At 41.9% G+C, this 15,629-nt stretch carries 9 protein-coding genes; 5 read left to right on the forward strand and 4 right to left on the reverse strand.

Annotation, left to right across the window (positions count from 1 at the left end; genetic code table 11):
- Complete coding sequence (locus B0681_RS02265) at positions 1-2,112, forward strand: AIPR family protein (protein WP_078317107.1); 2,112 nt, start codon at positions 1-3, stop codon at positions 2,110-2,112.
- 15 nt (positions 2,113-2,127) lie between these two features.
- Positions 2,128-3,312: a DNA cytosine methyltransferase gene (locus B0681_RS02270; protein WP_078317108.1), complete on the forward strand. Its 1,185-nt coding sequence runs from the start codon at positions 2,128-2,130 to the stop codon at positions 3,310-3,312.
- Between the two features lie 42 nt (positions 3,313-3,354).
- On the opposite strand, the gene B0681_RS02275 is transcribed toward B0681_RS02270, so the two are convergent.
- From B0681_RS02275 to B0681_RS02285, 3 genes are all read right to left on the reverse strand, one after another.
- A complete protein-coding gene (locus B0681_RS02275) occupies positions 3,355-4,572 on the reverse strand; it encodes a DNA cytosine methyltransferase (RefSeq protein WP_078317109.1) in 1,218 nt (405 codons plus the stop codon).
- 2 nt (positions 4,573-4,574) lie between these two features.
- Complete coding sequence (locus tag B0681_RS02280) at positions 4,575-5,636, reverse strand: DNA cytosine methyltransferase (RefSeq protein WP_078317110.1); 1,062 nt, start codon at positions 5,634-5,636, stop codon at positions 4,575-4,577.
- A gap of 289 nt (positions 5,637-5,925) precedes the next feature.
- Positions 5,926-6,219 (reverse strand): transposase, encoded by a 294-nt coding sequence (locus tag B0681_RS02285; protein ID WP_078317111.1) that lies wholly within the window; start codon positions 6,217-6,219, stop codon positions 5,926-5,928.
- 237 nt (positions 6,220-6,456) lie between these two features.
- Between B0681_RS02285 and B0681_RS02290 the strand changes: the two genes are divergently transcribed.
- Together B0681_RS02290 and B0681_RS02295 are read left to right on the forward strand one after the other, a co-directional pair.
- Positions 6,457-8,622, forward strand: coding sequence for a hypothetical protein (locus B0681_RS02290; RefSeq protein ID WP_078317112.1), 2,166 nt, complete (start codon positions 6,457-6,459; stop codon positions 8,620-8,622).
- Between the two features lie 44 nt (positions 8,623-8,666).
- Entirely contained in the window at positions 8,667-9,245 is a 579-nt protein-coding gene (locus tag B0681_RS02295) for a hypothetical protein (RefSeq protein WP_078317113.1), read from the forward strand.
- 450 nt (positions 9,246-9,695) lie between these two features.
- Here the strand turns inward: B0681_RS02295 and B0681_RS02300 are convergent, their stop codons facing one another.
- Positions 9,696-11,117: a DUF3482 domain-containing protein gene (locus B0681_RS02300; RefSeq protein WP_078317114.1), complete on the reverse strand. Its 1,422-nt coding sequence runs from the start codon at positions 11,115-11,117 to the stop codon at positions 9,696-9,698.
- A 245-nt stretch (positions 11,118-11,362) separates the two neighbouring features.
- On the opposite strand from B0681_RS02300, the gene hrpA reads away from it, so the two are divergent.
- Positions 11,363-15,550, forward strand: coding sequence for an ATP-dependent RNA helicase HrpA (hrpA, locus tag B0681_RS02305; RefSeq protein WP_078317228.1), 4,188 nt, complete (start codon positions 11,363-11,365; stop codon positions 15,548-15,550).
- The last annotated feature ends 79 nt before the right edge of the window (positions 15,551-15,629 follow it).

The following is a 15,629-nucleotide window of genomic DNA, read 5'->3' on the forward strand; positions in this document are numbered from 1 at the left end:
ATGGATTTAAATGAATTTTTCTCAATGATTAAAAGTGAGACCTCTGTAAAGGCTTCAGCAAACGGTAGCTATCAGCAGTTGGCTTTTTTGGATTTAATCACCTCGGATTTGATTGATATCGGCGATATCCAGGCTTTTAATGACTGCAACAACCCCTCATATAACGGTGCTCATATACATGGTTTTGACATCGAAGAGAATGAAGAGAGTGATTCGGTCAGAATTGATCTTTTTATTACAGATTATGAGCAGAGGGATGGTTTGGAAAGAATAGGCAAGACGGATGTCGATTTATATTTCAAGCGACTTCTAAAATTTTTTACTGAATCATTGAATAATGAATTATATCAAAAAATTGATGAGTCAAACTCTGCATATCGCATTGCAGAATACATTGAGGATTATAAAGAAAATATTGATGAAGTTAATTTATTCTTTATTAGCGAAAGAGCAACCAGTGAGAAATTTAAGGATTTCTTGCGTGTAGAGATTGACGGGATAAATATCAAATATCATTTTTGGGATATTTCTCGCTGGGCAAATTTAAGAAATGCCTCTAAGAGTAGAGAGGCTATCGAGATAGATTTTGTTGATAGATATGATTCAGCGTTAGCTTGTTTGGATGCATCCAATTTAACTGAGAAGATGCGCTCGTACTTGGTAGTTGTTCCAGGCGGGGTTTTGGCAGATCTGTATAATGATCATGGAGCAAGATTGTTGGAACAAAATGTGAGAAGTTTTTTGCAAGCAAAAGGCGGGGTGAATAAAGGAATTCGTAGAACAATTTTGGATCAGCCGGAGTATTTTTTTGCTTATAATAACGGTATTACAGCAACGGCATCTTCTGTGGAAGTTGAAGATATTGGTGGCGTCTTGAAGATTACCAAACTAGTGGATCTTCAGATTGTTAATGGCGGACAAACAACCGTTTCTTTGGCAAGGGCCAAATTAAAAGACGGGGCTGATTTATCTAGAATTTATGTGCAAATGAAATTGTCGATCATTAACAGTGATTTAACTGATGAGGATTTGGTAGCAAAAATCTCACAATATGCCAACACTCAAAACAAAGTAAATGCCTCCGATCTATCTGCAAACCATCCTTATCATGTTAAACTTGAGGAATTATCAAGAAGAATATGGGCTCCAGTTGTGCAAGCTACCGCATATCGGCAAACCCAATGGTTTTATGAACGGTCTCGTGGTCAATATAACGAGATGCTACAAAAAGACACAAGGCTTAACAAGATAAAATATCCAAAAAGTCAATTATTCAACAAAACTGATTTGGCAAAATATATGATGGTTTGGGATTTTAATGAGCCAAAATGGGTAAACATGGGTGCGCAAAAGAATTTTGTGAAATTCACCGAGGAAATTTTGAAAAATTGGAAAAAGAAAGAGTTTCAAAATTCAATCAATGAAGATTATTATAAAAAAGTGATTGCCCGTGCGATAATTTTTAAACGTACGGAGCGAATCGTGCAAACTCAACCGTGGTATACCAATGGATATCGAGCCAACATCGTTATTTACACTCTTGCTTTTGTTGCGTGGCACCTGAAGCGGAACAAAAAAGAGATAAACTATCAGCAAATTTGGAAAAATCATGAAATTTCCCAAGCATTTGAAAGCATGCTTATTACTTTGTCAAAGGCTGTAAATGATATTTTGCTAAATACTGATCACCCAAGTCGTACGACTAGTAATATTTCAGAATGGGCAAAGAAGGATGGTTGTTGGGCGCAGATAACGGGTAGTTATAAAGATGCACTCGAGTCTTGTATTTCAGAGCAATTCAAAAAAGAATTGTTAGACTTGGAGGATATTGAGAAAGCGACTAGCGAGAGAGGCGTATTGGAAAAAAGAAATCAAGATATTCAGTTGGTTGAAAAAATTAATAGCTATGGAAAGACTTTTTGGTTTGGATTTTTAGAATATTGCCAATCAAGAGTTGATCTATCAAGGATTGAAGAAGGTGTTTTGCAAACAGCGAGTAGGCAGGCACGAGACCTATCACTTAAACAATGTATTATTTTAAGTGGTTTAATTGAAAAATATGAGCAGGATTATTTAAAGTACAGCAAGAATCAATCTATTTTTAATAGCTGATAAGGTGCTTGTAAGATGACAGAATCTCTAAATGATTATCAATTTGTTGACGATTTAAGTTGCCGCAGTCCTAGCAAGCTAAGGGTTGGAACTGTCTTTAGTGGCATTGGTGCGCTTGAACAAGCATTATTGCGCCTGAATATTAATCACAGTATTGAGTTTGCGGGAGATATTGATCCATTTGTCAAGATTAGCTATTTGAGTAATTATAGGATTAGTGAAGATAGGTGGCATGATGACATTAGGAATTTTAATGCCAAGCCTTTTCGTTATGGGGTAGATCTTTTGGTTGGTGGAAGTCCATGCCAAGCATTTTCTATTGCTGGCAAAAGATTGGGCTTGGAGGATGCAAGAGGTACTTTATTTTATGAATTTGCCCGAGTAGTTAAAGAATCCAAACCTAAAATTTTTATATTTGAAAATGTTAAAGGTCTTTTGAATCATGATGGTGGTAATACATGGAGGATTGTTCAGAGTGCTTTCAAAGAGTTGGGCTATGATATCTACTCACAGTTATTGAATAGTAAAGATTATGGCATTCCACAAAATAGAAATCGATTATTTGTTATTGGGTTTCGTAAGAGGCGCACCCAAGGGTTTTTATTTCCAAAACCTATTGTTTTAAAATATACAATGCAAGATTTTTTGGAAGATTATACGCATAGTAAATACTATCTAAGTGAAAAAGGTATTAAGTTTGTAACTAGCTCATTAAATAAAAACAAATGCTACACCCAGATAAATGGTAAAGTTGCATTATGTCAAAAGGCAAATCAGCAATTTAATTGGCATGGCGACTTTGTGTTTGATATTGTAGATAAAGCTGATTCATTTGTATTTAATGTCAAGGATGTGGAGGAAAAATATTATTTATCTGACAGTGTTAAAAAGTATGTTTTAGCTCATGGGACAAAATTATATAAAGCTAGGCCTAAAACGGATTTACCGGTTGCAAGAACGTTGCTACAAAGCATGCATAAAATGCACAGAGCGGGGGTCGATAATTATGTCACCCATTTACATGGAAGAATTAGAAAGCTCACCCCGAGAGAGTGTTTGCGACTAATGGGCTTTCCAGATAGTTTTAAAATCAATGTGAGCGATACACAAATGTATCGCCAAGCAGGCAATAGTATTGTAGTTGATGTTTTAATTGCTATTTTGCGAGAATTGGATATTGCCCAGTATGCTGAGGGCTAAAAATTCTAGCTATAAGACGTAACCTTATTTGGACTATATTGGTTACTCCAAATTTGCTGATAAGTCTAAAATAGCTTGTGCAAGCGCCTTGGAAAATTGCGGAGGCACTGCATTACCAATCATCTTGTAATTTGACCCCGCCGAACACATAAACTCAAAGTCATCATCAAAAGTTTGTAATCTTGCCGCTTCTCTAACAGTAATTGATCTGGCTTGTTTTGAGTCATAATGGATATGTCGCAACCCATCCTTATTTAAGTGTGCAGGGATGGTGTTGCTTTGTTCATTCTGTCTAAGCACATAATACTTGTGTACGGATGAGCTCCTACCTCGAAAATCTAGATATAGCTTTTGTAGACTTTTTGTTGTAAGATATTCCTTGCGTCCTGACTCGATATCACTTGCCAATATTTTAAATATCGCAATATCAATTGAGTTGTGATACCTTGGATTGTGAGCGTTAATACCAGTTTCAAATGGCGTGTGCGAATATTTTTTAGAACCTACCTTATATTCGTCCACAGGTAGTAATTTTGGCAAATCCCCAATTGCTTCGTATACCGTCTTCTTTGGTGCGTGATAATTTGGAAGAATATTCTGATAAAAATTAGTCAAAACACTTTCACTGTCTAAGACTAAGTCTTTTCTTATTCCAACAATAATTACTCGTTTGCGATTTTGGGGTACGCCAAATTCTGTTAGATCTTGCAAAGCATGCTTTTTTAGATCAGAAATAATCGCATAGCCGTGTTTGTCAAATTCTTTTCGGATTAGTTCAGTCACAGGTATATCTTTGGGTTGAGCTGACAATAAACCAACCACATTTTCAAAGACAAAGAGTTTGGGCTGATATTTATCAACGACTTTGATGTAACTTTCAAAAAGATAATTGCGGTAATCATCTTTCATATTGTTGCCATCTTGAGCTCTGCCAGCCATTGAGTATGCTTGGCATGGCGGTCCACCGATAATTAAATCAATTGTCTGATTGCCAACCACGGTATTAAGACCATGATGTGTGCCGTACTCTTTATCATTTTCCCAACCATTAAATAACTCGTCGGTACGCTGAATATCAAATCTTAGCACTTTTTCTTCGGCATTAGCATCTTGCCATTTGGTTTTTAGTCGATGAATTAAAGTGTTTGCAGGGTCTTTTTCCCATTCTACCGCAGCGATGAAATTATAATTTGGGTTTTTATGAAAACCTTCTGATAAACCACCACATCCTGCAAATAAATCAATATAATTTAAAGGCATGATTAATTATCCAAATAAGGTTTTAATTTTTTGGCAAGATGGTAGCCAAGCAGGGGTGGGACGGCATTACCCACTTGTTTATACTGCTGAGTTTTATTGCCGATAAATTCAAAATCATCGGGAAAGCTTTGTAGACGAGCATTTTCTCGTACAGTGGGTACTCGATCCCATTTGTAGTGAAAATGGTTTCTATGCCCTGTGTCAATTGTCCGAGATGGTTTTTTGCTGTGATAGCGAGTCCAGGCTTCATTAAACTTACGACTATCGCCAACACCTGGTGGTAGATCTTTATGATTGCCACCCTCAGGTACCTGTCTGATAACCGAAATAACATGGTCAGTATGCACTGTACCCACATGGTTTAACAGAACGGATGAATTAGCACGCATTTTCTTTTGGTATTCTGAAGTGGCAGGGGAGTTGTATTTGGCAATCGCTTGACCAACACTATCTTGCAAACTCGGTAAATCACCAATAGCTTGCTCGCAAGTCACATAGTTTTCTGGTGCGTGCACAGGCTCTGGGAATTCAAAGCTTGCACCATCTTTTAAACCAACAAAGAAAATACGCTTTCTAATTTGAGGAACGCCGTAATCAGGTGCATAAAGGACCTGGAAATTGATAGTGTAGCCCAGTTTACCAAATTCTTCCAAAATAGCTGTTTTTGCTTTGCCTTGATACAAAGTGGCTAAGCTAGGGACATTTTCCAGTACAAACGCTTTGGGTTGAAAGCACTCAACAGCTTTAACCATGCTGTAAAACAATATATTACGATCATCATCCTCTTGGCGCTTACCTGTCAAAGAAAAGCCTTGGCAAGGTGGTCCTCCAATAATAACATCCACTGAACGATGGTTGATCACCTCAGCCATTTCATCAATAGTTTCATCCTTAAATAAATCACCTTTGAGCGCAATGGCTCCTTCGTGATTTCTTTCGAATGTTTTTAGTGCCATCTCGTCAAAATCAACACCGAGCAGTACTTCATAACCTGCATCTATAAAGCCTCTTGAAAGACCGCCACAACCCGAAAACATATCAATTACAGTAGGCTTGTTTCTCATTAGAAAAGTATACCAACAAACAAGAATTAAAATCCAATATTTTATCAGATTTTTGAATTTTTAACAAAGAAATCAAGCTATTTCCGCCAAACATATCCCAGTAATTGCCTTTTCTAATCATGCTGTGTGTCATCTCTTACATCTAGCAACAACATCAGCAAACGCACGACTGGTGTAATGAGTGCCTTGATCTGAATGAAATAACACACCAGTTGGTTTAAAGCGTATGTATAAGCCATGGTCAGAGCTTTGGTGGTCAGCTCACTGTTTTGCACCATCAATTGCTCTATTAGCGGAATAGTAAGCTGTCTTGAGTTAATAGAGCGGATGCCTTTTTTAAGATGTCTCGCTCAAGTCTTAGCTGGGCATTTTCTTTACGAAGTTGTTCTGGTGTTGAGGCATGACCTGTGGGCAATGGCTTACCTTGAAGTTCAAGACGATAACGTTTAAGCCAGTTTTCTAAAGTCGATTTACCGATATCATATTGCTTAGCAGCATCAACAACACGCTGATTTTGTTCTTCTATGAGTTTGAACATCTCTAGTTTGAACTCAGTGCTGTACTGCTTACGCTGTTTTGTCATGAGAGATTACTTCTAGTTTGGGGTGGTATAACCTCTTATGGGGTGTTTGGGGTGTTGGGCTAGTGCAGACAGCCCCTGATAAGTTCACAATGTTAACAACCGCGTTATGCTCTACAACAACGCCAAAGGCGTTTTTAATTTTAGGGCAGCCAATAACGCTTTACGGTTCAGCATTTGAATGATACTATATCCCATAGAAAAAGCCTTGTTTTTAAAACTTAATTTAAGGATTAATTTATGTCTTCCGAGAAAAATGAGCATCTTCCGTTAAATCTGAACGCCAAAGAACTTGAAAAAGGTTTTAATCCCCTGTTCTTTCGCTTCTCTAACAGATTGAATGTTGAGACCCCAATTTGGGCTCAAGCTGAACAACGCACGATGACGAAATACAAGCATCTTGTCGGCTTCATCCAAGACTTCTATGAGGACCGTGGTCGTTCCTATTGGGATACGACAACTGATTTCGCTGACCTGCATGAGCGACTAATGCATGATGGGCAAACCTACCGTGCATTTGCACGCCCAGTATGTAGCGGCTTCTTTGGGGCATATCACCCTATCTATGAAGAACAATGGTTCTGGCCACTTCATGCAAACATCAAATCTGTTGCCATCCCATTGAATGACAAGCATATCGCCAACTGCTTAGCAAAAGATTCCAAACTGCCTTATAGTAGTCCCGAGGGTCATTTTAACGGTGATTTCTACCTGCATGAACTTACCAAAGAGCAAACCGAAGACGGTCTTAAAGAGACTGAATGGTCGGATTATAAATACGATTTAAACCGCGTGCAAAACGCTCCAAGCTTCTATGTTGGCTTGAATACAGTACAGCGTGCTGCATGTCTGTGGGCGGTGAATGAGCTTCTCATCCCTATGTTGAATGCTGATAACAACATCCCTGCTTTGTGGGCGCTTCTACCAAATGCCCTTGGTAGATTTAGCACTGAAGAGCAATTTGCTGAGTTTAACCACTTCTATGATGGTGCTGATGTTGGGCGAGGTTTTGAAGAGACGATCGCTGATAATGCTCGTATTCGCAATAAATCAATCATTCTACGCAGAATTTTGAGAAAAAATCATATCCCTGCGGATTATGATAAAAACATGAATAACTATGAGTTGAAAAACTACATTGATGAAAGCTGCTACTATCCAGAAGATGCTTGGACGATTCCAGCATGGGATGATCATATCATTCCCCACGCGCCTGCGGAAACTTTCTTCAAGCATGTTATGGTTAAACGCTCAGATCGCGCTGCTCACTTGTTTGGGCGTGGTGCCTTGTGGTCGACTACTGGTGAAGCCCGATCAGGTTTGATGCATGCTTATGACCTTGCTATGATTAAAGATGCATTGTATCTTGCCCTAGTGTTGGATGCTACAATGAATCGCGGGGTAAAAAATTACAGACCACTACACACTGTTTGTGGTGAACCTGAAAACTTGGATTATTTGTTTAACTACCCTGCAAGTTGGTTTGGTGGCATTGGTCAACTTAAAAAACTTCCATTTGAGTGGCGGGATAACCTTTCATCAGACAAGACTCAAGAGGACGATGAATACGAAATCTATGAAAAACCATCTGAGGAAGAAATTGCGGAGCGTCTAAAAGCTCGCTCTAAAATCAAATTCCCTACCTTGGCTATGCGAAAAGCCAGAGATTTTACGGGTTATGTGCGAGGTGAGTTTGATCCAGGTGTAGAGGATGCAACACAAAGCACTGGGTTGGTAAGGGATGATCTGTTGTCTTATGAACATGTTGAAAGAGCTACTTTGTATGACTACAACAATAAAGACATCGCTGATTTTGTGCTTGAAGAACTTGAAGAGCTTAATGAGATCGGTCCAGTCAAGTTTGCTGAGAAACTAAAAGAACACTATCAAGCTATGGTTGAGCGCATCAATGGTGACGTTGAAGTTTACTTTGACACAGAAAAACCAACCTTAGAAAGCGTGTACCAAGAAAAAATCAGTCGAGAGGTCATACTACCTTTAGGGGTAAGATTGACCCACGGTGAATTGATGCAAGTGATTGAAAGTGTATTCCATGGTATTGAGGACTTCTTCACTCGTCAAGAAGAAGAAGTAGATGGTTTCCTAGACTTTATCAATGGCAGAGAGAAAGTTCATACTAAACTGATTGAAGAGCAAGCTTTCTTCTTAACCCAAGACCTTCGTCACTTGCCATGGTATCGCCCAGTTCGTACGAATGAAGAAGATGCGCGTCGCGCCACTTCTCAAAGACCAGTTCAGCCATCTGGCGTATTCTACGGTGCGGATGTCATCACCACCCTAATCATGTTAGACGATGATGATGTTTTGTCCGGTGAAAAACCAGAAGAAGTTGTACCTGTGCTTGAAGAAACCATCGAATGGTCATTTTTAAGCAAAGATAAGTGATTAACTAACTAACAAACGCAATTATTAACCAAAGGAGAAACCTTATGCGTCTGATCGATAACCCTAACCGTCCAACTGAAATTGATGGCTACCCTGTCATTTACGAAGAAGAAGATGGTAATTGTGTTGTTAAACGACCTCTTGATGAACAGCAACTGATGATCAAGCAGTATCTACCAATGCTGACCTACATCGCTGAAAAATGGGGCTATTGCCCTGTCGTAGGTGGCGCTTGCTTTGATTCAAGCTTCCTATTGGCAAGAGAGCTACCAATTTGGAACTGCAATGGTGTGTACGAATATGATATGTTTGGTGTCATGGGCTGTGATTCCATGTTCTCGTTCCAAGTGATGAACACAGGCCATGGGGATGGTCGAATCATGGCCGTTCCTATCAACCCATTCACTCGTGAAATCATCATGAATATGGAACAAGCAGAAGCCCTAGATTTAACTGATTATGATCCAAAACAGCAAATCACCAAGAACAAAGGTTATGATGGTACCGGTGAAGGCTTTGAGGAAATCCGTTACATCCTTGATTACATGGGCTATCAACCACCTAAAGTCTTGTATTGGGATACCCACACAGATCCTGATGAGGAGTACGAAGATGATGAATAACCTAATATCGGATCACTACAACTCTGAGTAATAATTAGCGTACTATTACAGGTATACTCAGCAAATTTCCAATATTAAAGTTCCATCAGGGTGTTTGATGCCTCCCAATCAACACTAAAGGATCGGTAACAGAACTGATCATGTGGACAACAAACACCCAAATAGTGCTATATTATTGATAGCTCAGCCAAAAATAACAAGGACAATGTCACCAAAACGCATAAATCAAACAATAAAGTGGTGCCAACACTCTTACTTGCTATTCATTAAAAGACGCTAGCTGTAGCACTATATGTATATTCCTAACCGTCTTGGCAGTTGTAGTTACAGCCATTAACCTATTTATTTCCAAACGTATGAATTCTAAATATTTCTAATAACGAAATAAATAATTAAATGTTAAAATAAATAATTAAGAATTTAAATAATTTAAAAAAATAACTCTATATACTAATTTAAAGACACGCGCGAGTATACCTCACTCCCCAAACTCTCCACATGCGCCACCAATAACTCTGCCAAATCATCGGCCAGATCACTTCTTAAGTTTGCTTTGTCATCATAGCTGCCTGACAGGCTAGAATACTCAGGATGAGCGCGCGCCTTGCGGATGGCAGAAGGCAGTTTATCGCTTTGCCATGGCAGGGTGGTGCCATCAGCGGTGATGGCCGATAAGCTGGCATGACCGCGATGACGCAGATGATGATGCAGACTCTGCGCGCGAGCGGCGATCAGTGTTACAGTGGCCTGATCGATGCTAAGCGTCTGCACACCCATGGCTTTGTCTTTGATCGCACCCGTATTTGGCAGGATGCCGCCAAGCACACCGCCGATCGCTGTACCCAGACCCAGACTTGCGCCAAGCGTGGCAGCATCGATGCCAGCACCAATCAACATCCCTGTCACGCTGCCGCCTGCGGTTCGGATACCATAGCGACTAAGCAGATCGCCATCAAAAATATCCAGCGTCTCACCGCTGATGGTTGGCAAATCACCGCTCACAGATTCATTATAAAAACGATACTGCGTTAACAGGCGCTCGTGCAGAATACTTTCGGCCTGACGCACTGCATTTTGCATACGGCTAAGCGTCGGCGCTGGATCATCCTTTTCATCGATTTTTTGGCTAAAGCTTGCCACATTCACCAAAAAATCCGCAATCATTTGACTGCCAGACTCTAATAGATTTTGCCAAGCTGCTCGCCGCTCATTGATCAGCTGAACGATGGCAGGATCTTGGTTTGACAAAGTGGCCAAGTGCATCCATAACTGCATTTCATTATCAAAGTCAAAAGCCACGGTATCAAAACTGCACGCAATGTGCAACGCTCTGCGCGATAGCATCTCGCGCCAGATAACCAAGTTGTCTTGGCCTTGATGAATGAAATTAAACACAGGTAAAATCGGCGTACCCGAACTGACCAAAATCGCCAGCTCATCTTTATATTTGGACAATACAGGCTCACGCGCGTCAATGACATAGATGGCGATGTCTGCATCAATAAGGCTTTTGATGACTTTGGCCTCTTGACTAAAACCACCGTCCAGATTACTATCATGTTCCGCCACTGCCCCTAAAAATGTCTGCAGCCGCTCGACACCATCAGCACGGCCATCGGTATGGTCTTGAATAAAATCCATCACACCGCTGGCATCTTCTAGCCCTGGGGTGTCGTGTAAAGTCACGAGCGGTTTGCCATCATCAGATAAAATCTGCACAGCGGCGACATGGCGCGTGGTCGCTGATGCGTTTTTTACTTCACCAAAATAGCTGTCGCGCAGCAATGTACGCAGCAGTGAGGTCTTGCCGACATTGGTGTGGCCGATCACTGAAATGGTGGTTTTGGCGTTGGATGCGATGTCTTGTTTCATGAAAGTGCTTTTTTGGGTTATGTGCGTTATTAGCTGATGGATGGATGAATTGGCTAATGGCATTATAGCTTGTTATGAGACGAAAAAAAAGCCAAAGCCATCATGATCAAGCCAGAAAGAAAAAGCTTGTGGTTTTTGATGAATACTTTTGTATATTGACACTTTATAAATTGACATTCGCCCCAATAAATAGCCGATATGTTGAATTTTTGATTATAACTAAGCTTATGAAAACACCCATAACCATGCCAAATCACACCGATGTATCTGTGATGGCTAAAGACAGACATTATTTATACAAACTAAAAAAACAAATCGAAAGTACCTCAGGCGACCTTAAAGACAAATGCCAACAGCGCTATGATGCCATCCATCAGCGATCTGCTGATCAAGTGGCCAAGCGCATCCAGAGCATTCCACATAATTTGGCAAATAAGCTTAACAATGATCTGCCCGTCACTGCCGAAGCCGAAACCTTGATCAAAGCGATCCGTGAGCATCAGGTCGTCATCATTGCAGGGGAAACAGGCTCGGGTAAAACCACGCAACTGCCTAAGCTTGCCATGCTTGCAGGTCGAGGCGTGACAGGCCAGATTGGGCATACTCAGCCGCGTCGTCTGGCCGCGCGCTCGGTCGCAACACGCATCGCAGAAGAGCTCGATGAGGCACTGGGACAGACGATTAGTTTTAAGATTCGCTTCACAGAAGAGGGCGGTAAGCACTCGATCGTCAAGCTGATGACTGATGGCATTTTGCTTGCTGAGCTTGGTTCGGATAAGTTTTTATCAAATTATGATACCATCATCATCGATGAGGCTCATGAGCGCAGCTTGAACATTGATTTTATCATGGGTTATTTAAAAAGGCTGCTCCCAAAACGCCCTGATTTAAAGGTGATCATCACCTCAGCGACATTAGATACTGAGCGGTTTTCACACTATTTTGCCATCAATGGTCGGCCTGCGCCTGTGTTCGTGGTTGAAGGGCGCAGTTATCCTGTTGAGGTGCGCTATCGGCCACTGACTGACACCATTGTTACAAGCCAAGATGAAGATGCATTTGATGAGATCGAAGATAATTTGCCAAGAGCGCTGACCGCAGCGGTGAATGAATGCTTTGAAGATGCGCGTGCCAAGGGACATCCAGATCAAGCAGATATTCTCATCTTTGCCGCAACCGAAGCTGAGATCCGAGATTTACAAGATATTTTAAATAATTATGCACCTGCGCACACTGAGGTGCTGCCATTGTTTGCTCGTCAAAGTTATCAAGAGCAGCAGCGCATATTCTCACCCAGCGCTAAAGGTCGGCGCATCATCATCGCCACCAATGTCGCAGAAACTGCATTGACTGTACCAAACATTCGTTATGTCATCGACTTAGGATTTGCGCGTATTTCTCGCTATAATTACCGTTCGCGCATCCAGCGACTGCCGATCGAAGCGATCAGTCAAGCCGCCGCCAATCAGCGAAAAGGGCGCTGTGGCCGTGTGGCGCCTGGGGTATGTATTCGTATGTATTCTGAAGAAGATTTTAACAGTCGTCCTGAATTTACCGAGCCTGAAATCCTGCGCACGAACTTGGCATCGGTGATTTTGCAGATGGAGCGACTACAGCTTGGTGATGTGCAATCGTTTGATTTTATCACGCCGCCTGATTTGCGATTGGTCAATGACGGTCGTAAGCTGCTCATTGAACTTGGGGCATTAGATGAGCAATCTTTTACCAAAACCCGTGCCAAAAAAGGGCTCGCGCAAAAGGGCAGCCTTACCAAAATTGGCCAACAGATGGCCAAAATGCCCATCGATCCACGCTTGGCGCGTATGCTGGTGGCAGGTGATGTGTTTGACTGTCTGGCAGATATGTTGATCATCGTTTCGGCTCTATCGGTTCAAGATGTCCGTGAAAGGCCGATAAATAAACAGGCGCAAGCTGACCAAAAGCATGCACTGTTTCGCCGAGACGATTCTGATTTTTTATTTTATCTTGAATTATTTCAAGCATTATTTGATCGACATGCCATCAATGACCATCAAATCCTATCCAGTAACGCAAGGCGCAATTTTGCCAAAAAACATTATCTGAGCCACGCGCGCATCCGAGAATGGCAAAAAACTCATACTCAGCTGACACAGATGATGGCGGAGATGGGCTTTGATATTCACAAAAGCACTCAGGCCACCGATGCCACCGATAAGGTTGATACCAAAAAAGGCGTGCGCTTATCCTTGAGTAAATCTTCTGCCAAAACCTCGGCCAATACTCAGATCCGACAGGCATTGGTAGGCGCCAAGCAGCTTAAATCTAATGATAAAAACAATCAACAAGCAGCACAATATGCCAATATTCATCGAGCTTTGCTGACTGCGCTGCTGTCTTTTGTGGCGCATAAAACCGATACCGTCGGTGAATATTTGATGGCGCGCGGCCAAAAGGCGCGAATTTTTCCTGCCAGCACGCTGCATAAAAAGGGCGTGCAATGGCTGATGGCCTTTGAAGTGGTCGAGACCTCGCAAGTATACATGCGCACTTTGGCAAAAATCGAACCTGAATGGATCATCAAAGCGGCGCCAAATCTGCTCAAATACCACTATTTTGAGCCGCATTGGTCAAAAAAAGCAGGGCGCGTGCGTGCTTATGCGCAGATTAGCTTATTTGGACTCATTGTCATCGCCAAAGAATTGGTGAATTTTGAGCAGATTGACTTAGAACAGGCGCGTGAGATTTTTATTCGTGATGCTCTGGTGGCCAATCAATACGGCATGCACATCAAATTTTTGGCAGATAATGCCAATAAAATCAGAGACATCGAACGCATCGAAGATAAGATGCGACGCCGCGATCTGCTGGTGGATGAAGAGGCGTTGTATCAATTTTATGATGCCAAAATTCCCAAGCACATTGCCAGTCGCAAAAGTTTTGAGGAGTTTTATCACGACGCTGAAAATAAATCGCCCAATTTTTTGCATTTTAGTGATGAAGATGTACTCAATGAATCCATCGATGACAGCCGTCAATTCCCAGAAAGCTGGCACTTAGGCGGTCTGCGACTGCCGTTGTCTTATATCTTTGATCCGGCCAGCGATGATGATGGCGTCAGTGTACGCGTGCCAGTCAAGGCGTTGGCGCAGCTCGATCCTGTGGCGCTGCTTTGGGGAATTGCAGGTTGGCGTTATGAGCTCGTTTTGCAATTATTAAAAACTTTACCTAAAGAAATACGCCGACAAATCGTACCAATCCCTGACACTTGCCAAAAGATATTTGGTCAGCTTGATGTGTCAGGCTCGATGGGGCTTTTGGATCAGTTGGTGGCAGCATTGATGGCCTTAGGTGTGCGCACCACACCTCAAGATTTCGCGCCTGAGAAGGTGGATGATTATCTTAGACCGCTGATTTGTGTGGTGGATGATAAAAATCGCGTGATCGAAAAAAGCCGTGATTTGGAGCATCTGCAAGCTCGTCATCGCCAAGCTACCGAACAAAGCACGGTGATAGAAAAGGGGCTACATCATGATTTTCCAGCACATTTTGATTTTGTCAAAAATAAGCACGCGTCAGGCATCGTGATGCAAGAATTCTCTGCTCTGCAAGCTGCTCAAAACAGCAATGCAGTATTTATTGCAAATTTCACCGAGATTAATGCAGCACTGATCGCCCACAAAAAAGGCGTATTAAGCCTGATCAAATCTAAGCTGGGTGCCAAACAAAAGCAGCTGACTGGTCAGATCGATAAGGCGTTTAAACTGGCTTTTGCGCCGCTTGGTGATTTAGAAAAATTAAAAAATATTGTGGTGGATGCGACCTTGGATGCTTGTCTGCATGAGCATGGCATCGATTTTGAAAAATCAGCCATGGGTAACCAAGCTCAACACGCACGCGCTGCGATTACAGGCCTTATCACAGCTCAAAATGAATGGCTGGTGACGCATTTGCCGATGGATGAGTCTGAGTATCTGGCTTGTCAAGAGCAGATTTTGGCTCAGTTTTTATTGGTCGGACAGTCGATTTTAAAGCTGTTAAAAGACATTTATACCGCATGGCAAACCGCGCGTGGCAAGCTTTTGATGTTAGACAATGAGATTTTTGCTGAAAGCATTGAGGATATCGAAGATCAGCTAGATGACCTAAAGCTGTCTGATTTTGTGTATCGCAGCTCATATCAGTATTGGCGTCAATATCCGCGCTATCTGCAAGCGCTCAATATTCGACTGGATCGACTCCAGCACAATCTGGATGCCGATCTGGACGCGGTGTATTTGCTTGACGCACACATGGAGCGACTGGCAACATGCGCGCATCAGCCAAAGTTTGCTGAATATCGCTGGCTTGTGGAGGAATACCGCATCAATTTATTTGCCCAGCCGATGAAAACCGCGCAGCCAGTTTCTGCCAAACGCCTAGAAAAACTGTGGGCATCTTTGAACACCAAATAAATCCATCGGCGGTGATGTTAATAGCATCATCGCCGATGAGCTGCTTACTTGGCCGTATTTTAAATTTTCGCCTGACTAA

It is taken from the genome of Moraxella porci DSM 25326 (assembly GCF_002014855.1).
In the GTDB taxonomy this organism is placed as follows: domain Bacteria; phylum Pseudomonadota; class Gammaproteobacteria; order Pseudomonadales; family Moraxellaceae; genus Moraxella; species Moraxella porci.